At 74.3% G+C, this 22,082-nt stretch carries 20 protein-coding genes; 8 read left to right on the top strand and 12 right to left on the bottom strand.

Translation table 11 applies throughout. From position 1 onward, the window contains the following. Window positions 1–657: adenosylcobinamide-GDP ribazoletransferase (locus ACMA1D_RS22510; RefSeq protein ID WP_414725814.1), on the bottom strand; the 657-nt coding region annotated here is incomplete at its 3' end. Between the two features lie 33 nt (window positions 658–690). On the opposite strand from ACMA1D_RS22510, the gene ACMA1D_RS22505 reads away from it, so the two are divergent. Further along, window positions 691–1,428, top strand: coding sequence for a hypothetical protein (locus tag ACMA1D_RS22505; RefSeq protein ID WP_414725813.1), 738 nt, complete (start codon window positions 691–693; stop codon window positions 1,426–1,428). On the opposite strand, the gene ACMA1D_RS22500 is transcribed toward ACMA1D_RS22505, so the two are convergent. The 4 genes from ACMA1D_RS22500 to ACMA1D_RS22485 all read right to left on the bottom strand — a co-directional run bounded on the left by ACMA1D_RS22500 (window position 1,359) and on the right by ACMA1D_RS22485 (window position 7,025). Beyond that, entirely contained in the window at window positions 1,359–2,522 is a 1,164-nt protein-coding gene (locus ACMA1D_RS22500) for a hypothetical protein (RefSeq protein ID WP_414725812.1), read from the bottom strand. The two genes, ACMA1D_RS22505 and ACMA1D_RS22500, sit on opposite strands and share 70 nt — an antisense overlap. After that, entirely contained in the window at window positions 2,519–4,285 is a 1,767-nt protein-coding gene (locus ACMA1D_RS22495; protein WP_414725811.1) for a phosphatidylglycerol lysyltransferase domain-containing protein, read from the bottom strand. The genes ACMA1D_RS22500 and ACMA1D_RS22495 overlap by 4 nt, the downstream gene beginning before the upstream one ends. 137 nt (window positions 4,286–4,422) lie before the next feature. Continuing rightward, on the bottom strand, window positions 4,423–5,469 hold the full coding sequence (gene cobT / locus ACMA1D_RS22490; RefSeq protein WP_414725810.1) for a nicotinate-nucleotide--dimethylbenzimidazole phosphoribosyltransferase: 1,047 nt from the start codon (window positions 5,467–5,469) through the stop codon (window positions 4,423–4,425). A gap of 341 nt (window positions 5,470–5,810) precedes the next feature. Next, window positions 5,811–7,025, bottom strand: coding sequence for a bifunctional adenosylcobinamide kinase/adenosylcobinamide-phosphate guanylyltransferase (locus ACMA1D_RS22485; RefSeq protein WP_414725809.1), 1,215 nt, complete (start codon window positions 7,023–7,025; stop codon window positions 5,811–5,813). Window positions 7,026–7,245: 220 nt separating this feature from the next. Here ACMA1D_RS22485 and ACMA1D_RS22480 point away from each other — a divergent pair, with 220 nt between their 5' ends. Beyond that, window positions 7,246–7,467 carry a hypothetical protein gene (locus ACMA1D_RS22480; RefSeq protein ID WP_414725808.1) on the top strand — a complete coding sequence of 74 codons (222 nt, stop codon included), beginning with the start codon at window positions 7,246–7,248 and terminating at the stop codon, window positions 7,465–7,467. A gap of 106 nt (window positions 7,468–7,573) precedes the next feature. On the opposite strand, the gene ACMA1D_RS22475 is transcribed toward ACMA1D_RS22480, so the two are convergent. The 4 genes from ACMA1D_RS22475 to ACMA1D_RS22460 form a co-directional block, all read right to left on the bottom strand. After that, the gene (locus ACMA1D_RS22475) at window positions 7,574–8,704 is read right to left on the bottom strand and encodes a S1C family serine protease (RefSeq protein WP_414725807.1); all 1,131 of its coding nucleotides are present in this window, start codon (window positions 8,702–8,704) and stop codon (window positions 7,574–7,576) included. Between the two features lie 203 nt (window positions 8,705–8,907). Beyond that, window positions 8,908–10,794: an ABC transporter ATP-binding protein gene (locus tag ACMA1D_RS22470; protein ID WP_414725822.1), complete on the bottom strand. Its 1,887-nt coding sequence runs from the start codon at window positions 10,792–10,794 to the stop codon at window positions 8,908–8,910. A 372-nt stretch (window positions 10,795–11,166) separates the two neighbouring features. Further along, window positions 11,167–11,901 carry a class I SAM-dependent methyltransferase gene (locus ACMA1D_RS22465; protein ID WP_414725806.1) on the bottom strand — a complete coding sequence of 245 codons (735 nt, stop codon included), beginning with the start codon at window positions 11,899–11,901 and terminating at the stop codon, window positions 11,167–11,169. A gap of 56 nt (window positions 11,902–11,957) precedes the next feature. Beyond that, a complete protein-coding gene (locus ACMA1D_RS22460) occupies window positions 11,958–12,563 on the bottom strand; it encodes a DUF3043 domain-containing protein (protein WP_414725805.1) in 606 nt (201 codons plus the stop codon). Window positions 12,564–12,817: 254 nt separating this feature from the next. Between ACMA1D_RS22460 and ACMA1D_RS22455 the strand changes: the two genes are divergently transcribed. From ACMA1D_RS22455 to ACMA1D_RS22440, 4 genes are all read left to right on the top strand, one after another. Continuing rightward, window positions 12,818–13,615, top strand: coding sequence for a PspA/IM30 family protein (locus tag ACMA1D_RS22455; protein WP_349994679.1), 798 nt, complete (start codon window positions 12,818–12,820; stop codon window positions 13,613–13,615). Between the two features lie 89 nt (window positions 13,616–13,704). Further along, window positions 13,705–13,983: a PspA-associated protein PspAA gene (pspAA, locus tag ACMA1D_RS22450; protein WP_349994678.1), complete on the top strand. Its 279-nt coding sequence runs from the start codon at window positions 13,705–13,707 to the stop codon at window positions 13,981–13,983. 99 nt (window positions 13,984–14,082) lie between these two features. Next, window positions 14,083–15,576, top strand: a complete 1,494-nt coding sequence (locus ACMA1D_RS22445; RefSeq protein ID WP_414725804.1) for a sensor histidine kinase — start codon at window positions 14,083–14,085, stop codon at window positions 15,574–15,576. After that, window positions 15,573–16,262 carry a response regulator gene (locus ACMA1D_RS22440; RefSeq protein ID WP_414725803.1) on the top strand — a complete coding sequence of 230 codons (690 nt, stop codon included), beginning with the start codon at window positions 15,573–15,575 and terminating at the stop codon, window positions 16,260–16,262. The genes ACMA1D_RS22445 and ACMA1D_RS22440 overlap by 4 nt, the downstream gene beginning before the upstream one ends. A 149-nt stretch (window positions 16,263–16,411) precedes the next feature. Here the strand turns inward: ACMA1D_RS22440 and nadA are convergent, their stop codons facing one another. Beyond that, on the bottom strand, window positions 16,412–17,614 hold the full coding sequence (gene nadA / locus ACMA1D_RS22435; protein ID WP_414725802.1) for a quinolinate synthase NadA: 1,203 nt from the start codon (window positions 17,612–17,614) through the stop codon (window positions 16,412–16,414). A gap of 253 nt (window positions 17,615–17,867) precedes the next feature. Here nadA and ACMA1D_RS22430 point away from each other — a divergent pair, with 253 nt between their 5' ends. Then, window positions 17,868–18,221 (top strand): iron-sulfur cluster assembly accessory protein, encoded by a 354-nt coding sequence (locus ACMA1D_RS22430; protein WP_349997069.1) that lies wholly within the window; start codon window positions 17,868–17,870, stop codon window positions 18,219–18,221. A 394-nt stretch (window positions 18,222–18,615) separates the two neighbouring features. Here the strand turns inward: ACMA1D_RS22430 and ACMA1D_RS22425 are convergent, their stop codons facing one another. Together ACMA1D_RS22425 and ACMA1D_RS22420 are read right to left on the bottom strand one after the other, a co-directional pair. Next, window positions 18,616–20,280, bottom strand: a complete 1,665-nt coding sequence (locus ACMA1D_RS22425) for a hypothetical protein (RefSeq protein ID WP_414725801.1) — start codon at window positions 20,278–20,280, stop codon at window positions 18,616–18,618. A gap of 335 nt (window positions 20,281–20,615) precedes the next feature. Beyond that, on the bottom strand, window positions 20,616–20,834 hold the full coding sequence (locus ACMA1D_RS22420) for a hypothetical protein (protein WP_414725800.1): 219 nt from the start codon (window positions 20,832–20,834) through the stop codon (window positions 20,616–20,618). 189 nt (window positions 20,835–21,023) lie between these two features. On the opposite strand from ACMA1D_RS22420, the gene ACMA1D_RS22415 reads away from it, so the two are divergent. Beyond that, window positions 21,024–22,010: a carbohydrate kinase family protein gene (locus ACMA1D_RS22415; protein WP_414725799.1), complete on the top strand. Its 987-nt coding sequence runs from the start codon at window positions 21,024–21,026 to the stop codon at window positions 22,008–22,010. Window positions 22,011–22,082 lie beyond the last annotated feature (72 nt).

The raw sequence follows: 22,082 nt of genomic DNA, 5'->3' as shown, positions 1-22,082 counted from the left end.
GGCCGCCGCGGCGCCCGCGAGCACCAGGGCCGCCGCGGCGACCGCGGCGCGGGTCGGGACGGCGCCGGCCACCGCCGCGCCAAGACCCTCGGGGCGGGCCGCCGGCACCCCGGCGCGGCTGGCCAGGGTGAGCGCGCAGCGCCCGACGCAGGCGGCCACGGCCACCGCCAGCGCGCCTTCCGCCCAGCCCTGCGCGTACGCCTCGGCGACGGCCGCGACCTGCGCCAGGACGACGAAGACCAGGGCGAGCACGCCGAACGGGCCGATGTCCGAGCGCTTCATGATCTCCAGCGCCTGGGCGGGGGGCTGGGCGCTGCCCAGGCCGTCCGCGGTGTCCGCGAGGCCGTCCAGGTGCAGCCCGCGGGTGAGCACCGCGGGGACCGCGGCGGTCGCCACCGCGGCGAGCAGCGGGCCGCCGCCGGCCAGCAGCACCAGGCCGCCGGGGACGGCCGCGCAGAGCCCCACCACGAGCCCGGCCAGCGGCGCGCAGAGCATGCCGGTGCGCGCGGCGTCCCGGTCCCAGCGGGTCACCCGTACCGGCAGCACCGTCAGGGTGCCGAAGGCGAACCGCAGGCCGTGGGCGAGGGCTGCGGCACGGGCCGCGGCGCGGGGGGCGCGGGGCGGGCGTGTGGGGGACGAATGCGGCGTGGTGTCCATCGCGCCGCAGGTTATCGCGCAGGGTGAGGGGCCATGGGGCACTGGTGGCAGCGGAACATCCTGGAGCCGGGCAAGCTCCCGCTGTTGCTGGCGCTCGCCTCGTTCGTGCTGGCCTTCGTGCTGGTCAGACTGGTCACCCGGCTGATCAGGGCGGGGCGCGGCCCGTTTCGCAACGTGACGGCGGGCGGGCTGCACGTGCACCACGTGGTACCCGGGGTGGTGCTGACCGTCATCGGCGGGTTCGGCGCGGTCGCCAGCGGCCAGCGGGGCGTGGGCGCGGCCGTCTTCGCCGTGCTCTTCGGCATCGGCGCCGGGCTGGTCCTGGACGAGTTCGCGCTCGTCCTCTACCTGGACGACGTGTACTGGTCGGAGCAGGGCCGCAAGAGCGTGGAGGTGGTGGTACTGACGGCGGCGCTGGTGGCGCTGGTGCTCGGGGGGTTCCTGCCGTTCGGGGTCAACGACCTGACGCCGGCCGAGCGCCACGACCGCGGCCTGGTCGTGGCCAACGTCACCGCCAACTTCCTCTTCTCGCTCCTCGCCCTGGCCAAGGGCAAGCCGCGGATGGCGGTGTTCGGGGTGCTGGTGCCGTTCGTGGCGCCGTTCGGCGCGGTGCGGCTGGCCCGCCCGGGCTCACCGTGGGCCAGGCACTGCTACCGGAACCGGCCGCGTGCCAGGGCCCGTGCCAAGCGCCGGGCCGCCGCTCACGACGCCCGATGGGACGGGCTGCGCCGCAGGTTCCAGGACTGGCTGGGCGGCTTCCCCACGTCCTGAGCCTCCCGCGGCCCCCGTACGCGCTGAGCCGCCCGGGCCTGCTGAAGTTCGCGGCCGTGCGAAACCGGCGGCACGGTCTTCACCGGCTGGACCTCCCGCGTGCCGTGGTCCGGATCGGTGCCTGAAGCGGCGCGCGGGGTCGGCACGGTGTGCGGGCCCGTCCGCCGCTGCGCGGGTACCCCCGGGACCTCGCGGGAGCCGCGCACCAGCCGCAACGCCGGCCGCCGAGGTCCCGACGCACCTGACACGCCCGACGCTGCCGACTCGCCCGGCTGGTCTGACACCCCCGGCTGACCCGGGCCTCGCCAGGCCACCCGCGGTCCGGCACCGCGCCCGGCCCGGCTGCCGCGCACCACGGCCCGCGCCCGGTCCCGCACGGTCGGCCGGGGCGCGGTCCGCCGGGCCAGCCGGTGCAGCCGCTCCACGCGCGTGCTCACCGCGCACACCACGAGGACCGCCAGGATGGCCACCAGGTGCTCGCGGCCGGCCAGGTTCGGCTTGGCGTACACCTCAAGCACCATCGAACCGATCACCAGCGCCCCGGTCAGCCAGGCCCGGTAGCGCCAGCACACGTACACCGACAGGCCGACGACGGCCGCCGACGGGCCGGTGTCGTGCTGGCTGCCGATGTCGGCGGGCAGCCCGAGCGGGCCGTCCGGGCCGAGCGCCAGGCCGAGGCGCGCGTATGCGGTGCCGGCCATGGTGGCGGCGTAGGCGATCACCAGGGTGCGGCGCCAGCCCAGCGCGCACTCGCAGATGCCGAAGACCACGAAGATCTGGAGGAGGCCGCCCCACACCGGCAGGTCGGGCGCGGGGACGAACAGCGACAGCGGGGTCCGCAGCAGTGCGCCCCACCAGGGCTGGTCGGCCTGGACGTAGCCGGCGAAGGCGATGACGTCGTGGCCCCAGGGCTGGTTCTGGACGTACTGGCAGATCACGATCAGGGACACCGCCGCGGTGGTCACCACCAGGGCGGCGGCCCTGCGGCGGGCCAGCCCGGCCCGTACCGCGGCGGCCAGCGGGCCCCATTCGGCGCGCACGGTCCGCCGCAGCGGGCCGGGAACCAGGTGCCAGGGCGTCTTCAAAGGCGTCACGGCCGGGTCTCCAGGTGCTTGCGGTTGAGCCACTTGGGCAGTCCGGGGGCTTCCAGGAAGCCTTCGGCGCGGGCGCTGGCCAGGCCGATCCGGAGCAGGTCGGTGCTCTTTTCGAAGAGCAAGTAGCGGGGCTCCCAGATCGGTCGGTACTTCGCGTTGGCCCGGTAGAGCGACTCGATCTGCCACCAGCGGGAGCAGAAGCTGAGCAGCGAGCGCCACAGCCGCAGCACCGGGCCGGCGCCGAGGCGGGCGCCGCGTTCGAAGACCGAGCGGAACATCGCGAAGTTCAGTGAGATCTGTGTGACCTTCACCTCCTTCGCGCGCTGGATCAGCTCCAGGACCATGAACTCCATCAGCCCGTTGTCGGAGTTGCGGTCCCGGCGCATCAGGTCGAGCGAGAGGCCGCGCGGCCCCCACGGCGCGAAGCTGAGCAGGGCCTTGGGAGCACCGTCGGCGTCGAAGCACTCCAGCATCACGCAGCGGCCGTCCCGCGGGTCGCCGAGCCGGCCCAGCGCCATCGAGAAGCCGCGCTCGGTCTCCCCGTCGCGCCAGTCGTCGGCCAGCCGCACCAACTCGCGCATCTCCTCGTCCGGGATCTCCTCGTGCCGCCGGATGCGGACCGTGTAGCCGGCCCGCTTCACCCGGTTGTACGCCTGCCGTACGGTCCGCATCGCGCGGCCTTCGAGGGTGAACTCGGCGGTGTCCACCAGCGCCTCGTCGCCCAGTTCGAGGGCGTCCAGGCCGTGCCGTGCGTAGACCGTGCCGCCCTCTTCGCTCGCGCCCATCACGGCCGGTGCCCAGCCGTGCTCGCGGGCCTCGGCCAGCCACCGGTCGATCGCGCCCGGCCACGCCTCCAGGTCGCCGATGGGGTCGCCGGAGGCCAGCGAGACGCCGCCGACCACGCGGTAGGTGACGGCCGACTTGCCGGACGGGGACCAGATGGCGCTCTTGTCGTGGCGCAGCGCGAAGTAGCCGAGCGAGTCCCGCTCGCCGTGCCGGTCGAGCAGGGCGCGCAGCCGCTCCTCGTCCTCCGGGGTGATCGGGTCCACGGCCCGCCGGGAGCGGAAGGCGGCGTAGAGCACGAGCAGCAGCAGGAGGGTGCTCATGATGTTGATGATCACGTCCACCCAGCCGGGCGTGACGATGCCGGCGAACCGGTCCTCGTCGGCGGCGAGCGAGATCAGCCGCATCACGCCGTACCGCCACCGGGTCAGGAAGGTGGAGCGCTCGTCGTCGGCCGCCGTGTTGGCCACCGTGACCAGCAGCGCGGCCAGCAGCGAGCCGATCAAGAGCCCGCCGACCGCGACGACCGCGGCCAGCTTGGGGTTGGACCGGTCGCCCTTGGCGTAGAACTCGCGCCGGCCGACCAGCAGCGCCACCACGAACAGCAGGGTCAGCAGCGTCGAGATCCAGTTCTGCGGGTGCCGCCGGAACTCCTGGTACGGCAGCACCACCACGAACAGCGCCAGCAACAGCATGCTGAGCACCAGGTTGAGAATCCAGGCGGCGCGCTTGCGGCGGCGCATGGTGACGGCCAGGAAGAGCGAGAGCGCGGCCGAGAAGAAGCCCGCCGTCAGCAGGTACGGCGTGAAGTACTCGTCGACGTTGTGGCGGCGCAGGTCATTGCCGAAGGACACCCACACGCCGCTCAACAGGTTGATGAACGTCACGACGCGCAGGTACCAGACCGCGAACGCCGCGCTCCGCTGGGGCCACGGGCCCTGCTGCTTGCCTTCATCCGGACTCAAGCGGACTTCTCCCATGAAAGTAGAGCATATGAGGGAGGGGTCATTTATCCGTAATTAGGGCATTTTTTGACCTGTGTAGACATGGCTGTGCAGACATGCTGGTCGGCCGCCCGGGACGGGCCCCGGCCGTACCGACCAGCGCGTGGTCCGCGTCAGTCGTGCAGCGGGAGCTCCGCCGCCAGGGCCGCCGCCGCCTGCACCATCGGCAGGGCGAGCAGTGCCCCGGTCCCCTCACCCACACTGACGCCGTGGTCCAGAAGAGGGTTGAGTGCGGTCCGGTCCAGCGCCTTCGCCTGCGCCGGCTCGCCGCTCGCCTGACCCGCCAGCCACCAGTCGGGCGCCCGGAACGCCACCCGCTGCGCCACCAGCGCACAGGCGGCCGAGACCACCCCGTCCAGGATCACCGGGGTCTGCCGGACCGCGCTCTGGAGCAGGAAGCCGGTGGTGGCGGCCAGGTCGGCGCCGCCGGACGTGCGCAGCAGCTCCAACTGGTCACCGAGTACGGGGCGGGCCCGGCGCAGCGCGTCCCGGATCGCCGCGCACTTGCGCATCCACGTCAGGTCGTCGATGGCGACCCCGCCGCGCCCGGTGACCACCGAGGCGTCGGTGCCGCACAGCGCCGCGATCAGGGTGCTGGCCGCGGTGGTGCCGCCCACGCTCAGGTCGCCGAGCACCACCAGGTCGGTGCCGGAATCGGCCTCCTCGTCGGCGATCGCCATGCCGGCCCGGAACGCCTGCTCCACTTCCTCCGCGGTCAGCGCGTCCTCGACGTCGATCCGACCCGAGCCGCGGCGCACCCGGTGCCGGGTGACCTCCTCGGGCAGCTCCGCCGGGTCGCAGTCGACCGCCATGTCCACCACGCGCACCGCGGCCCCGTAGCGACGGGCCAGGATCGCGACCGCGCTGGTCCCGTCGAGCACGGCCCGTACGAGTTCCTTGGTGCTGCCCGCGGGGCGACCCGAGATGCCGAGCTCGGCCACGCCGTGGTCGCCGGCGAACAGCAGCACCCGGGGGTGCTCGATCGGCTTGACCGGGACGCTGGCCTGCGCGGCGGCCAGCCACTCGGCGAGCTCGTCGAGCCGGCCCAGGGCGCCGGGCGGCGTGGCGAGTCGGGCACGGCGCTCTTCGGCGTCGCGGCGGACGGTGCCGTCGGGGCGCTCGATCAGGTCGACGAAGTCATCGAGGTGTAGACCGCTCATCCGCCGAACCCTACCGCTCCCGAGCGTCCACCAGGGGTCCAGCCCCACCCGGCCCGCACGGGCCCGGCCATGCCGTCAGAGGGCGGGCGTGGGGGTTCGCTCGCGCTGGCCCGGTCGCCGGGGTCGCCGGGCCGCCGGGACTGCTGCATTGCGCTGCCCGTGACGCCCGCGGCCGGGCCGTACCCGTACCCGTACCCGTACCCGTGGACCTGCCCCGTGCCCGCGCCCGCGCGTAGGGCCCCGTACCGCCGGCGGTCGCCCCGACCCGCACAGCTCAACCCGCCCTCGCGCCCGCGCGTACCGCTCGATCCGACCCGACTCAGTCCAACCCGCCCGCCCCGTCAGCGGAGTGTGAGCGGCTGGCCCGCGACCACCAGCAGGACGTGTTCGCACTCGGCCGCGACGGCCGCGTTGAGGCGGCCGAGTTCGTCGCGGAAGCGGCGGCCCGACGGGGTGGCCGGGACCACGCCGGAGCCGACCTCGTTGCTCACCAGCACCAGCGGGCGCCGGGTGGTCCGGACCGCCGCCACCAGTTCCGCGACGCGCGCGCGCAGCGCGTCCGCGCCGCTCGCCGCCCAGCGCTCCTCGTCCCACGCGCCCACCGCGTCCATCGCGTCCGTCAGCCACAGCGACAGGCAGTCCACGAGCAGCGGCGGCCCGTCGGCCGCCAGCAGCGGCGGCAGGTCGCAGGTCTCGGCGGTGCGCCAACTGCCGGGCCGGCGCTCGCGGTGGGCCGCCACCCGCGCCGCCCACTCCCGGTCGCCCGCCCGGTCGCCGCCGGTGGCGACGTAGACCACGTCCGGGAAGGCGGCGAGGCGCCGCTCGGCCTCCAGCGACTTGCCCGAGCGCGCGCCGCCGAGCACCAGGGTCCGGCGCGGCAGGTCGGGCACCGCGTGGTACTCGCCCACGATCAGCGTCTGCCCGTCGGCCACGGCCCGCGCGCCGGCCGCCGCCAGCCTGCGGTGCAGCTCTGGCCCCGGCGGCACGGTGTGGTCCAGGTGGACGGCGAGCACATCGGTGGTGGGCGCCGCGAGGCCGGCGGCCCGCAGCCGGGCCAGCGCGTCGGGCCGGCCGACCACATCGAGCAGCACCATGTCGTACGGGCGCCCGCCGCTCCGCCCCGGTACCTGGTCGGGCAGCCCGGCCGGGGCGCCGCCTGGCGGCAGGTACAGCAGCCGCTCGCCGCCCGGGCCGGTCACCTCGTACCCCGTACCCGGTGCGTCCAGCGCGACGGCGCGCACCCGGTGCCCGCTCAGCAGGGCGAGCTCACGCCCGTCCGCGGCCCGGCCCGGCGCCGGCAGCCCGGCCGGGAACTCGACGGCCGGCCCGTCGTGCGGGTGCGACAGCAGCACCTGTCGGACTCCGGCCAGCGTGCGTCCGGCCCGCGCCGCGGCCAACGCCGGCCCCGGGGTCAGGTCGAGCAGCAGCGCGTCGTCGATGAGCAGGGCCGTCGCGGCCCGCGCCTGGCTGCCCACCGCGGTGGCGCAGGCGGCGCACGGACAGTCGGGCCGGGGCAGGCCGCTGGGGGCCCCGGTGCCGAGGAGAGTGAGTTCCACCCCCTGATCGTCTCGCGCCGGCGGCCGGCCAGCGCGCGGGGCCACCTCCGGGGGGTTGCGCGCCCGGGCTACGCTGCGGGCAAGCAGGCCGTACCGGCGCGGGCCCCCGTCCCTTTGGCACGACGGACCGCGACCGGTGGCGCGGGCCGCGGGAGGCGCCGGGTGGCGCGTGCCCGCGGCTGCGGGCGGACGGCACGACGGCGGCAGAGACGGAGCGAACATGGCGTGGACGTGGCGGTTCGAGAAGTCCGACGGGACGCAGGTGGCGCCCCCGGTGGAGCCGGAGGACTTCCCGACCCAGGGCGACGCGGAGTCGTGGATCGGCGAGGTGTGGAAGGACCTGCTGGACGGCGGCGCTGACCAGGTGCTGCTGTACGAGGACGACGCCGTGGTCTACGGGCCCATGAGCCTGCACGCCGACCAGGCCGAACCGACCAGCTGACCGAGCCCGCCCGTCACGGCGCCCGTCCCGCTCCGGGGCGGCGCCGTGACGTCGTCCGGCCCCGGCCTTGCCCGCCTCCCCGCCGCTGTCCGCACTGCGGCCCCGCCTACGAGAGGTCGCCCAGCGTCAGCGAGACCGTCCGCTCGTCGCCGTCCCGGTCGTACGTCACCCGCACCCGGTCGCCCGGCCGGTGCCGGGCGAGGGCGTCGGTCAGGGCGGACAGCGTCGGGGTCGGCGCGTCGCCGATGCGCAGGACCACGTCGCCGGCGCGCAGCCCGGCCCGGTCCGCCGCCCCGCCCCGGGCGACCGCGACCACCGCGACCCCGGCCGGCTGGTAGTCCGGGCCGAGCACGCTGCGGCCCGTGATGCCGAGCGCGGCCTTGCCGGACTCCGTCACCCGGCCGTGCTTGATCATCTGGTCGGCGATGTGGGTGACCGTCGACGCGGGGATGGCGAAGCCGATGCCGGCCGCCAGGCCCCGTTCGGGATCGGCCGCCGCCAGCGTCGGCACGCCGATGACCTGCCGGTCGAGGGTGACCAGGGCGCCGCCGCTGTTGCCCGGGTTGATCGCGGCCGAGGTCTGGACGAGGTTGCCGATGGTGGCCCCGGTGCCGCCCCCGCTGCGGCCCTCGCCCACGGTGCGCCCCAGCGCCGAGACGATGCCCTGGGTGACGCTGCCGGACAGCCCGAGCGGGCTTCCCATGGCCAGCACGATCTGCCCGATGCGCAGCTCGCCCGAGTCGCCGAACGACGCCGGCTTGAGGTCCTGCGGCGGCTGCTCCAGCTTGATCACGGCCAGGTCCTGCGGCGGGAAGCTGGCGACGAGCCTGGCCCGCAGCGGCGCGTGCCCGGTGGCCAGGGTGACCTCGAACGACCTGGCGTCGCCCACCACGTGCGCATTGGTGACGATGTGGCCGCGCCGGTCGTAGACGATGCCCGAACCGAGCCCGTCCCCGGTGGTGATCTGCACCACCGAAGGCAGCACGGCCTGCACGGTCCGCTCGTACGCCCGCTGGAGAGCCGCCCCGTCCCCACCGCCGGTCGCCGCCGCCCCGCCGCCGGGGGTACGGGAGGCCGCGCCGGAGTCCGCGGCCGTGGTCGACGCGGCCTCGGGACGGGGGACGGAGTCCGAGTCGGAGCCGGAGTCACACCCGGCCAGCAGGGCCGCGACGCACAGGGCGGCACCGGCGGCGAGCGCCGATCGACGGGAAGGGCCACGCGCAGACGAGCAACTCATGCCCGAAGTGTTCCTTTTGGCGTGGTGTTGTGGCCCACTGACCACCGGACGCCGCCGCCCGAGTCACCCGGAGGGCGGCGTACGGGACGGTGACCGGTGCGTGTCGGCGACCCTCCGGCTGCGCCCGGGCGTTCTGCCCCCCCCGAGTGGGGCCCGGCCCGGCCCCGGCTCCCTGGCCCCGCCCGTGGCCCTGACCGCCGGGGCTACGACGCCGCCGGCGGCGCCGTGGCCAACAGTTGGGCCGCCGCCAGCTCGCCGTACAGCGGGTCGGCCGCCACCAACTCCTCGTGGGTGCCCACCGCCCGTACCCGCCCGGCGTCCAGCACCACGATGCGGTCGGCGAGGGTGACCGTGGACAGCCGGTGCGCGACCACCAGGACGGTCGTCTCGCGGGCGGCCTCGGCGACGGTGTCCCGCAGCGCCATCTCGTTCACCGCGTCGAGCTGCGAGGTGGCCTCGTCCAGGAGCAGCAGCCGGGGGCGGCGCAGCAGCGCCCGGGCGATCGCCACCCGCTGCCGCTCACCGCCGGAGAGCTTGCTCCCGCGGTGCCCGACGACCGTCTCCAGGCCCTCGGGCAGCCGGTCCACCAGCGCGTCCAGTCGCGTACGGGCCAGGACCGCGCGCAGTGCCGCATCGGTGGCGTGCGGATGGGCGAAGAGCAGGTTGTCGCGCAGCGTCCCGGAGAGCACCGGAGCGTCCTGCTCGACGTACCCGATCGAGGCCCGCAGCGCCTCCAGCGGCCACTCCCGCACACACCGCCCGTCCACCAGGACCCGGCCGCCGGTCGCCTCGTAGAACCGCTCGATCAGCCCGAACACGGTGGTCTTGCCGGCGCCCGACGGCCCGACGAACGCCGTCAGGCCGCCGCTGGGGAGGTGGAAGTCGACGCCGTGGTGCACGTACGGCAGGTCGTCGCGGTAGCGGAAGGTGACCGCTTCGAAGGTGACCGTGGCCGGGGCCTCGGGCAGGTCGGGGGCGTCGCCGCCGGTCGCGGCCGGCTTCGGTCCGGCGCCGTCCGGCGTGGCAGCGGGGCCCGCCCCTGGTGCGGCAGCGGCCTCCGATTCCGGTGCGGCAGCGGCGCCGGGCCCCAGCGCGGCCTCCGGCTCCGGTGCTCCCGCCGGCCGTGTCCCCACCGGCTCCGTCGCCAGCCGTTCGGCCTCGCTGATCCGGGCCACCGCAGCCGCCCCGACCTGGTACTGGGACACCGCCTCCACCAGCCGGCTGACCGGGTCGATCAGGTAGAAGAGGAAGAGCAGGAAGGCGATGAGCGTGCCCACGTCGGTGGCGCCCGACGCCACCCGCGCGCCGCCGACGCCGAGCACCGCGAGGAAGGAGACCTGCACCGCGAAGCCGACCGAGGACCAGGCCAGCGCCCGCCACTTGGCCGCCTGTACGCCGTGCCGCCAGGCATCGCGCGCCGCCGCGTCCACCACGGCCTGCTCGCGCGCCTCGGCGCCGGACGCCTTGATGGTGCGGAAGGCCCCGAAGGACCGTTCCAGCACGGTGGAGATCGCCCCGACCGCCTCCTGGGCCGCCTTGCTGGCCCGCGCGATCCGGGGCATGACCAGGCCCGTCGCGCCGCCGATCAGCGCCATCACGCCAAGCGTGACCAGCAGCAGCACCGGTTCCATCAGCCCCATCAGCACGATGGTCGCCACCAGCGTCAGGGCTCCGGTGACCGCGCCCACCAGCGACTCCGTCGCCACCGACCGCAACAGCGTGGTGTCCGATGTGACCCGCGACATCAGATCGCCCGGCTGGGTGCGCTCCACCTCGGGCACCCGCAGCCGCAGCAGCCGGCCGACCAGTCGCCGCCTGGCGGCGAGCACCACCGACTCGGCGGTGCGCTCAAGGAGGTAGGCGCCCAGCGCCTCGATCACCGTGCCGAGCACCACGAGGAGCGTGAGGAGGACCAACATGCCGGCGATCGACTCGTCGTCCCCGAGCCGGTCGACCAGCGCCTTCGCCGCTAGCGGCTGGGCCAGCCCGGTCGCCGCGCCGATCAGCGTGAACACCGCGGCCAGCGCGATCACCCAGCGGTGCGGCCGGATGTGCCCGTACAGGACCGCCCACGTCTCGCGGGCGGGCAGCTTCACCTGATCGGCCGATCCCGCGCCATCCGCCGTGCCCGTCGCGTTTTGCGGCACCCCCGGCGCACCCGCCGCGCCTTCCGGGGGCCCGCCCTCGCGCGCGGGGGTAGCAGTGGCGGGCGTGATCGGCGGTGGGCCGTCCTGCTCGGCGGACACGTGTCAGCTCCCGGGCTCTGCGCTCGTTTCGTACGAGACGCGCTCGTTTCGTACGAGTCAGGACGCGCTCTCGGCCACTTCACCTGACCCGCGGGCCGGCCCGCCACCAAGGCCCTGGCCGGTAACCCAGACTCCGAGGTCCGGACCGCCACCCGGACCCCGGGCCGGTCCGACCGCCGGGCCCCGGGCCGCGTGCCCCGAGCCTCGTCGGGGCGGCTACTGGCGCACCCCGCACAGGTGCAGCAGCGCGGCCACCGTGCGGTACGGGTCGGTGCGGCCGGCGCGCTCCTCGGCGGCCAGCAGGGCGGCCAACTCGTCCGCGGTCGGCGGGACGGTGCCGTCGGCCGCGCCGTCGCTGAACAACCGCACGCCGTACCACTCGCGCACCGGCGCGCCGATGCCGGCCAGCGTCGTCACCAGGTCCTGGCACCGGTCGGCGCGAGCCGTCAGGCCGAGCCGGTTGGTGTAGTCGGGGGAGTCGAAGGCCGCCAGCGCCCCCGCCCAGTCGCCGGCCAGGCCGGGCCGCAGGGCGAGCGCATCGGCGTTCCGCACCACCAGCGACAGCAGCCCGCCGGGGGCCAGCACCCGGGTCAGCCCCGCCAGCATCGGCTCCGGCTCGGGCACGTACATCAGCACGCCGTGACAGAGGACGACGTCGAAGGCGCCCGGCAGGAAGTGCGCACCGGTGTCCCGGCCGTCGCCCTGGACCAGCCGGAACCGCTCGCGGACGAACCGCGGCTCGCCCTCCAGGGCGCCGCGCACCGCGGCGAGCATCGCCGGGTCCGATTCGAGACCGGTCACCTCGTGCCCGATGCGGGCCAGCCGCATCGCCTGGGTGCCCTGGCCGACGCCGACGTCGAGCACCCGCAACTGCTGGCCCACCGGGAACAGCGTGCCGATCTGCTCGTCGAGCTGGCGCGCCACCAGCTCCTGCCGGACGGTGTTGCGCAACCCGCCGAGGCCGCCGAGCCAGGCCCCCGCGCCGCGGGCGAAGGCGGTACCCCGGGTCAGGGCCGCTCTCCGCGCTTGACCTGCGGCTTGGGCAGCCGCAGTCGGCGCATCTGGAGGCTGCGCATCAGCGCGTACGGCACGGCGCCGCGCAGGTTCTCGTCCGGGAACCGCTGCCGGAGCTGGCGCTTGAGCGCGATGCCGATGACGATCGAGTTGATCACGATGAGGAAGATCACGACCATCCACAGCAGCAGCACGTACTGCTGCATCGCCCCGGCCTGGATCAGGCTCAGGACGAGGATGATCACGGCGAGCGGCAGGAAGAACTCCGCCACGACGAACCGCGAGTCCACGTAGTCGCGCGCGAACTTGCGGATCGGGCCCCGGTCCCTGACCGGCAGATAGCGCTCGTCGCCGTTGGCCAGCGCCTCCCGCTGCTTGGCCAGGTCGGCGCGCCGGGCCTCCCGCTGCCGCCTGGCGGCGTCCTTGCGGGTCAGCGGCGTGCTGGCCAGGCTGCGACGCTGGGACTGCGCCTCGCTGCGCTTGGGCGTCGGGCGGCCCTTGGGCGCCTGCGGGTCACGGGTCTGCTGCGGCTCATCCGCGGACGCCTTGGCGGGCGCGGACTGCTCATCCTTCGAACGGCTTCGGAACACGAAACCCAAGGGTACGGGGTGGTGGCGGGTAGACCCCAGCCTCGGGGGGAACGATCCGGCAACGGCCACGCGTCGTACCAGCGTGGGGTGCCGTTTCCCGGGGCGCCACCTACTCCTCCGGCCTGATGCCGGCGAGCCCTGATCGTCCTGAGGGAGGAGTCCGAGGGCGTCCGAACAGTGCGGTAATAGAAGCAGGGCCCGTACGCTGGGTCCGTAGTGGTGTGCCGGAGTCCAAGTCCGTCAGAAGGGGGCGCGCGAGGCCCATGAGCGGTGTCATGAAGCGTATGGGGATGATCTTCCGCGCGAAGGCCAACAAGGCCCTGGACCGGGCCGAGGACCCGCGCGAGACCCTTGACTACTCGTACCAGAAGCAGCTTGAGCTGCTCCAGAAGGTGCGGCGCGGCGTCGCGGACGTCGCCACCTCCCGCAAGCGGCTCGAATTGCAGTTGAACCAGTTGCAGGGCCAGTCCTCCAAGCTGGAGGACCAGGGGCGCAAGGCGCTCGCCCTGGGCCGTGAGGACCTGGCCAGGGAGGCGCTCTCGCGCAGGGCCGCGCTCCAGCAGCAGGTCACCGACCTGGAGGTGCAGCACCAGACGCTCCAGGGCGAGGAGGAGAAGCTCACCCTGGCGGCCCAGCGGCTCCAGGCCAAGGTGGACGCCTTCCGCACCAAGAAGGAGACCCTGAAGGCCACGTACACCGCGGCCCAGGCGCAGACCCGGATCGGCGAGGCGTTCTCCGGCATCTCCGAGGAGATGGGCGACGTCGGCATGGCGATCCAGCGGGCGGAGGACAAGACCGCGCAGATGCAGGCGCGGGCCGGCGCCATCGACGAACTCCTGGCCTCGGGCGCGCTCGACGACCAGTCCGGGATCGCAGCCAAGGACGACATCGCGGCCGAGCTCGACCGGATCTCCGGCGGCACGGACGTGGAGATCGAGCTCCAGCGGATGAAGGCCGAGCTCGCCGGCGGCAGCGGCGCGCCGGCCATCGAGGGCGGCCAGAACGCCCCCGGCAGCCAGGTGCAGCCGGTGGACCGCCAGAAGCCGCGCTTCGAGAAGTAGCGCACCCGGCGGCGGCCGGCCCCGGCCGCCGCATGGCACCCGAACGAGACCCGCGCCCCGTGCGCGGGGGTTCAGGCAAGGAGGCCGTCGTGATCGTACGGATCATGGGGGAGGGCCAGGTGGAGCTGGACGACGTCCACTTCGCCGAACTCAACCGGCTCGACGACGAGCTGCTCGCCGAGATAGAGGGCGGCGACCACGACGGATTCCGGCGCACCCTCACCGCACTCCTGGACGCCGTACGACGCCTCGGCAAACCCCTGCCCGATGACGCGCTCCAGCCGTCGGAGCTCATCCTGCCCGGCCCCGACGCCACGCTGGAGGAGGTCGAGCAGATGCTCAGCGACGACGGGCTCATCCCCGGCTGACCCGGCGGCAGCCGACCGGCAGCGCCCCGCCCCGTCGCGGGGCGCAGCGGGGAGCGGGGTGGCCACGGGGCGGTGCGCCAGCCCGTACCGTTGGGTGCCGTGACTCTCCCCGCTGCTGGACCGGGCGCCGCGCGACAGGGGTCCATCGCGGTCTGCTGGCTGCGCGGGCACCCGCTCGCGGTCGACGCCGTGATCGCCACCTGCGTCCTCGCCTCCATCATGACCAGTTCGGTGACCGGCCCGGTGGAGGACCGGCCCGACATGGGGCCGCTGCTCGCCGCCCTCGCCGTGGCGTCCAGCGTGGCCCTGGTGTGGCGCCGCCGGCAGCCGCGCACCGTGCTCGCCGTGACCACCGTGCTCAGCGGCCTGGGCATCGCCTGCTCGCGCAGCGGCGCCGTGCCGCCCTCGCAGCTCGCCATCAGCGTCGTCGTCGCGCTGTACACCCTCGGCGCCTCCACCGACCGGCACACCACCTGGCGGATCGGCGCGGCCACCGTGGCACTGCTCACCGGCACCGTGATGATCTTCGGCCGGCACCCCTGGTACATGCAGGAGAACCTCGGCATCTTCGCCTGGACGGGCATGGCCGCCGCCGTCGGTGACGCGGTGCGCAGCCGGCGGGCGTTCATCGCGGCCATCGAGGAACGCGCCGAGCGGGCGGAGCGGACCCGCGAGGAGGAGGCCAGGCGCCGGGTCGCCGAAGAGCGGCTGCGCATCGCGCGCGAACTGCACGACGTGGTCGCCCACCACATCGCCCTGGTCAACGTGCAGGCCGGGGTCGCGTCGCACGTCATGGACAGCCGCCCCGACCAGGCCAAACAGGCACTTGCGCACGTCCGCGAGGCCAGCAGGTCGGCACTTGGCGAACTCCGCGCAACGGTCGGCCTGCTGCGCCAGTACGGCGACCCGGAGGCACCCACCGAGCCGGCCCCCGGGCTCGGCGTGCTCGACCAGCTCATCGACGGCTTCGCCCGCACCGGGCTGCGGGTCACGGTCGCCGCGGCCAACGAGGAGCGGCCCGACCGGCCGGTCACCGAAGCCGCGGGCGTCGCCACCGTCTCCGGGGCGCTGCCGACCGCGGTCGACCTCACCGCGTACCGGATCATCCAGGAGGCCCTGACCAACGTGCACAAGCACGCCGGGCCGAGTGCGACGGCCGAGGTGCGGGTGGTGCGGCAGCGGGACGAGTTGGAGATCACCGTCATCGACGACGGGGGCGAGCCGCTGGAGGACGGGCCGGCAGCCGGTACGAAGCCCGGCCGGCAGGCCCTGGCCGCCGCCCGGGCCGGCGGCGCGAGCGGCAAGGCCAACGGGGCCGGCAAGCCGGTCGGGACCGGCGCCAGGAGCCAGTCGGCGGGCCGCTCAGCCGACCGCCCCGCCGATCGCCCAGCCGACCGTGCCGCCGCCGATTCGGCCGCCGGCCCCGCCGTGCCGCCGCCGTCCGACGGCGGCGGGCACGGCCTGATCGGCATGCGCGAGCGGGTCGCCGCGCTGCGCGGCGTCTGCGAGGTGGGACCCCGCGTCGAGGGCGGCTTCCGGGTGCGCGCGACACTGCCGGTACGAGGCCGTTCGGGAGGGGACGAGAGCGAATGACGATCAAGGTGGTGCTCGCGGACGACCAGGCGCTGTTGCGCAGCGCGTTCCGCATCCTGGTGGACTCCGAGCCGGACATGGAGGTCGTCGGGGAGGCGTCGGACGGCGCGCAGGCGGTGGAGCTGACCCGCGCCCATCAGGCGGACGTGGTGCTGATGGACATCCGGATGCCGGGCACCGACGGGCTCGCCGCCACCCGCGTGATCAGCGCGGACCCGGCACTGGCCGAGGTCAGGGTGGTGATGCTGACCACGTTCGAGGTGGACGAGTACGTGGTGGAGTCGCTGCGCGCGGGCGCCAGCGGCTTCCTCGGCAAGGGCGCGGAGCCCGAGGAACTGCTGGCCGCGATCCGGGTCGCGGCGGCCGGGGAGGCCCTGCTGTCCCCGGCGGCGACCAAGGGTCTGATCGCCCAGTTCCTCGCGCAGGGCGGCGGCGCGGACGAGGGGGCGGACGAGAGCGGCTACGGGGCCAGCCGCCTGGAGGCGCTCACGGTGCGTGAGCGCGAGGTGCTGGTGCACGTCGCCGGCGGCCTGTCGAACGACCAGATCGCCGAACGGCTCCACGTCAGCCCGCTCACCGTCAAGACCCACGTCAACCGCGCCATGGCCAAGCTCGGCGCCCGCGACCGGGCGCAGTTGGTGGTCATCGCCTACGAGACGGGGCTGGTGCGCCCGCGTACGGACTGATGCGCACGGGCTGGCGCGTACGGACGTGCGTACGGGCTGACGCGTACGGACTGGTGCGTACGGGCTGGGAGTTCGGCACGACGGCCGCGGCCCGGGAGGTGAGGCCCGGGACGCGGCCGTGGTGGGTGGGCGCGGTGGTGCGCGGTGGGTTACGGGAGTGACAGCATCCGCTCCAGGGCGAGCTTGGCGAAGTGCTCGGTCTCCTGGTCGACCTGGATGCGGTTGACCACCTTGCCCTCGGCCAGCGACTCCAGGGTCCACACCAGGTGGGGCAGGTCGATGCGGTTCATGGTGGAGCAGAAGCACACCGTCTTGTCGAGGAAGACGATCTCCTTGCCCTCGCTGGCGAACCGGTTCGCCAGCCGGCGCACCAGGTTCAGCTCGGTCCCGATCGCCCACTTGGACCCGGCCGGCGCCGCCTCCAGGGTCTGGATGATGTGCTCGGTGGAGCCCACGTAGTCGGCGGCGGCCACCACCTCGTGCTTGCACTCGGGGTGCACCAGCACGTTGACCCCGGGTATGCGGGCGCGCACGTCCTCCACCGAGTCCAGCGAGAACCGGCCGTGCACCGAGCAGTGGCCGCGCCACAGGATCATCTTGGCCGCGCGCAACTCCTCGACGGTCAGGCCGCCACCCGGCTTGTGCGGGTTGTAGACCACGCAGTCCTCAAGGGACATCCCCAGGTCCCGCACGGCCGTGTTGCGCCCCAGGTGCTGGTCGGGCAGGAACAGCACCTTGGTGTCGAGCTCCGCCGTGCGCCCCTCGCCCTGCGCGAAGGCCCACTCAAGGGCCCGGCGCGCATTGGACGAGGTGCAGATCGTGCCGCCGTGCCGGCCGGTGAACGCCTTGATGTCGGCCGAGGAGTTCATGTACGAGACCGGCACGGTCACATCGGCGACCCCGGCCTCGGTCAGCACGTCCCAGCACTCGGCGACCTGCTCGGCCGTCGCCATGTCGGCCATCGAACAGCCGGCGGCCAGGTCGGGCAGGATGACCTGCTGGTCGTCGCCGGTGAGGATGTCGGCGGACTCGGCCATGAAGTGCACGCCGCAGAAGACGATGAACTCGGCGTCCGGTCGGGCCGCCGCGTCCCGGGCGAGCTTGAAGGAGTCCCCGGTGACGTCGGCGAACTCGATGACCTCGTCGCGCTGGTAGTGGTGGCCGAGCACGAAGACCCGGTCCCCGAGCTTCTCCTTGGCGGCGCGGGCCCGCGCCACCAGGTCCGGGTCGGAGGGGGCGGGCAGGTCGCCCGGGCACTCCACGCCGCGCTCGCTCTTGGGGTCGGCCTCGCGGCCCAGCAACAGCAGGGCCAGCGGGGTGGGCTGGACGTCGAGAGTTTGGGCGGTGGTCACAACACGCACCCTTTCTGTTTTCCGCAGACAAGCCTTTTCGTCTGTTTGACGCTATTTATCATAACCGCTTCGCGTCACGTTGACGATGGCCATCGCGTCGATGTGACGCATTCCTGGTTCGGCGACCCATGCCCCCGCGCAGAACGGTGTGCGAGCATGAAGACGGAAGACGCGCGCCAGATGCGGAATGAATTCGGCACGGCGTGGGTTGCAGCCGAGGGCAAGCAGTCCGTACAACCCGGGAGAGAAGCAGATGACGGTTCAGGACGACACCACCACGAGTGACGGCATCCTCCTGTCCGATGCCGCCGCGGGCAAGGTCAAGGCACTGCTGGAGCAGGAAGGCCGTGATGACCTCGCGCTGCGCGTCGCCGTCCAGCCTGGTGGCTGCTCCGGCCTGCGCTACCAGCTCTTCTTCGACGAGCGTTCGCTCGACGGCGATGTCGTGAAGGACTTCGACGGCGTCAAGGTCGTCACCGACCGCATGAGCGCCCCGTACCTGGGCGGTGCCTCCATCGACTTCGTGGACACCATCGAGAAGCAGGGCTTCACCATCGACAACCCGAACGCCACGGGCTCCTGCGCCTGCGGCGACTCCTTCAGCTAAGCCTCGCCTGGGCCCCGCCGCGGACACGTGCCGCGGGCGGGGCCCTGCCGCGCGGTTGCCACGGCCCGGGGGTCGGCCACCGTCCGTCAGGGCGGCGGCCACGACCCGCCGGGCCGCGCCGCGTAGTGCAGTGCGCGCGGTGCGGGACCGCAGGACGACGCGCGGCGGCGGCCCCCGGCCCTTCGTCGGGGAACCGCCGCCTCCGTCGTACGGGGCCCGTGCCTGCTCTGCGCCGGTTTCGTGCTGCGCCCGCGCCGTGCCTCGGCGCCCGTGCCGGACCCGCCCCACGACCCTTGTGCCCTTGTGCCGCTCAGGGGCGTCGGTCACGGAGCGCGCCCGTCAGACCGCCCCGCCGCGGGGCCTGCGCGTTCGGCCGCGGCAGGCGGTCAGCGCGCTACTTGCGGGCCGCCTCGCGCGGCACCGTCTTGCCGGTCGTGGCGTCCACCACCTTGCGGTCCTCCAGCGGCTCGTCCAGCGTGATCTTCCGCTCGTAGTTCTTCGCCAGGGAGATGCAGGCCCGCTCCGGGTGGGTGCGCTTGCTGGTGACCCGTACCTTGACCGTCGACTCCGAGGCGTCAGCCGTGGCCGAGAACGTCGAGCAGACCCCGGCCGAGAACCGGACCGTCAGCTCCTTGCCGCGCGCCTCGTACGACTCGGCCCGCTCCGGGTGCCAGTCGCCCGCGCGCGACGACGTGGGGGCGACCAGGTACTTCGGGTCCACCGCCGGCTGCGTCACGACGGTGTCGGACTCGCCGTCCTTGGCGTCCGTGGCGCGCACCGTGAAGATCCACGAGGGCACCAGCACCTGCCGGCCCTCCGTGAAGCGCATGCCGAGCCCGAAGGTCGCCTTCTGGACCTCCTGGACCACCGGCTGCTTGCCCGGCGCCGGTTCGCAGGGCGCGTTCTGGCGATCGGGGGCGCTCTTCTTATCCGTGCTCTCCTCGGCGACCACCACGTCGGGGTCCTTGGCGGTCTTGCAGCCGCCGATGTCCGCCTTGCCGTGCTGCCCGCTGCCGGCGTTGAGCGCGCGCAGCGCCTGCTCGGCACCGACCACCGGGTACGGGTCGCCCGCCGTCAGGTCGGCGAGGAAGCCGTTCGCGCCGTCGACCTGGCCGTTCGCGCCGATCTCCAGCGTGGTCTGCCAGCCGTAGCTGGGCAGCCCGCCGATGACCGGATCGGCGGTCACCGCCCGTACCGCCCCGTAGGTGCGGCTCGCGTCCACCGCGGCGTCGTCCTGGCCGAGCGCTTCGAGCACCGGCTCGGCGGCCTTCTCGGCCTCGGCCGCGGAGACCGGCGGGCTCCCGCCGTCGGGCACGGCCGGCGCGTTCTGCGAGCCCTGCGAACCGTCCGGGCCCTGGGCGTCGCGGCTGCGCCCGGCGTCCTTGAGCCCGCCGCCGGGCCGGCCGTCGCGCAGCGAGCCGCACCGCGGGCCTGCGGGGCGGTCCTGCGTGGCCTTGGCGCCGTCGTCGGCGCCCTCGCCCATGGTGTGCGGCGGCTCAAGGCAGCCGTCCCCGCCCGGCGCGCCGAACCTGGTGTACGACCAGCCGCCGGCGCCCGTCGCCTTCACCCGCAGCGTGGGGCTCATCCGTTCCGGGGCCCCGCCGACCTTCCACACGCCGCGCTCCAGCCGGGGTTCACCGGTGATCCGCAGCGCCTCGGCCAGCTTCGCCACCTCGGCCCGGGAGACCTTGGAACCCGTCCGGTAGACCGGCGCGGTCGGGTCCGGGGCGCCCGGGAGTTCGCCGGTCGCCCGGTACGTGGGCCGGCCGGGGTTCGGCTCGCCCACCGCGATCCCCTTCTCGGCGGGGGAACCCGCCTGGGCCGGGTCGGTCAATCCGTCCAGGGCCAGCGGCGGCGGGTCGCCCGCGTCGCTCGACTGCCCCGGGTCGTCGTCGTCCGCCGCCGACGAGGCCCAGTAGGCGCCTCCGCCGCCGACCACCAGCACCGCCGCGGCGACCGTGGCGATGGCCAGGGGTGAGCGTCGCTTGCGGCGGGTGGGGGCGTCCGTGTGGTCGGAGGTCTCCTCGGTGAGGTCCTCGGGGGTGTCCTCGGTGCTCACGGTGTAACTCCTTCGGCTCCGCTCTCCGCTACGGCTCCGTCCCCGGGTTGGGGACGCCGATGGGACGGGGCGGGGAAGGAGACGGTTCCCCTCCGGGGCGGGCCGATTCCGGACGGCGGGGCGCACGGTGGTGCGGCGGTGCCCCCGAGGCACCGCCGAACGGGGCGCGGTCCCGTCCCGCGGCACATCCGCCCGGCGCCGAACTGCGGCGCCTTCGCCACCGCCCCCGCGCCGAGCCGCGGCACAACCGCCCCGGGGGGAACCGCGGCACATCCGCCTCCGCCCCGGCGCGGCCCCGCGGGCCGCGCCGGCTGACGGCTGCTGCCGCCGCTGCGTCAGTCGCCGTACTCGGACATCCCGTCCACCAGGTGGGCGGAGGCCGCCGGGACCCGTACGCCGCGGATGTGGGCCGGACCGACCGACGGGGCGGTGCGGCCGGTCGTGCTGGGCACCGGCCAGCGCGGGGCCATCAGGGCGCAGTCGGCCCGCAGTTCGGCGAGGGATTCCGGCTCGCGGACCGGGGCGGGAACGGCGGGGGTGGCGCGCTGCGGCATGGGCTCTCCCAGACTGTGGGGCACCTGGTGTGCACCCCGGCTAGCAGAACCGTATGCAGGCCGTACGGTGCGAAGAAAGACCTACTATCGGGTAGTTTTGCCCGTTCGGCGGGGCGCGATGCACCCGGTAGCGTGAAGCGATCGTCCTCGGTCAACGTCCTTGTCGTCGCCCCCAGGAGCAGACTCGCCGTGCGCATCGCTGTTACCGGCTCCATCGCCACCGACCACCTGATGACCTTCCCCGGCCGCTTCGCCGACCAACTGGTCGCCGACCAGTTGCATACGGTCTCGCTCTCCTTCCTGGTCGACGCCCTCGACATCCGCCGCGGCGGCGTCGCCCCCAACATCTGCTTCGGGATGGGCGCGCTCGGCCTGCGCCCGGTGCTGGTCGGGGCGGCGGGCGAGGACTTCGCCGATTACCGCGCCTGGCTCGACCGGCACGGCGTCGACACCGAGTCGGTGCACATCTCGGAGCTGCTGCACACCGCGCGCTTCGTCTGCACCACCGACACCGACCACAACCAGATCGCCTCCTTCTACACCGGCGCCATGAGCGAGGCCCGGCAGATCGAGCTCCGGCCGATCGCCGACCGGGTCGGCGGCCTGGACCTGGTGCTGATTGGCGCGGACGACCCGGAGGCGATGGTCCGGCACACCGACGAGTGCCGCACCCTCGGCTACCCCTTCGCCGCCGACCCCTCGCAGCAGCTCGCCCGGATGGCCGGCGAGGACATCCGCCGGCTGGTCGAGGGCGCCACGTACCTGTTCACGAACGAGTACGAGAAGGCGCTCATCGAGAGCAAGACCGGCTGGACCGCGGACGAGATCCTGGGCAAGGTCGGCACCCGGGTGACCACGCTCGGCGCCCGCGGCGTCCGCATCGAGCGCACCGGCGAACCGACCATCGAGGTCGGCGTGCCCGAGGAGAACGCCAAGGTCGACCCGACCGGCGTCGGCGACGCCTTCCGCGCCGGCTTCCTCGCCGGCCTCTCCTGGGACCTCTCGCTGGAGCGCGCCGCCCAGGTCGGCTGCATGATCGCCACGCTGGTCATCGAGACGCTGGGCACGCAGGAGTACGAACTGCGCTCCGGCCGCTTCGTCGAGCGCTTCCAGAAGACGTACGGAGCGGAAGCCGCCGCCGAGATCACCCCGCACCTGCCGGCCGGCCTGGCCTGATCCGCCTCCGGCCCACTCCACAGACGCGTCTGTGACCCGTCTCTGATGCCGCGGGGGGGGGGGGGGGGGGGG

The sequence above is a fragment of the Streptomyces sp. 796.1 genome (assembly GCF_047525675.1).
Lineage (GTDB): Bacteria > Actinomycetota > Actinomycetes > Streptomycetales > Streptomycetaceae > Streptomyces.
Note: the sequence above shows the minus strand (reverse complement) of the source record. Positions and strands in the feature narration are given on the sequence as shown.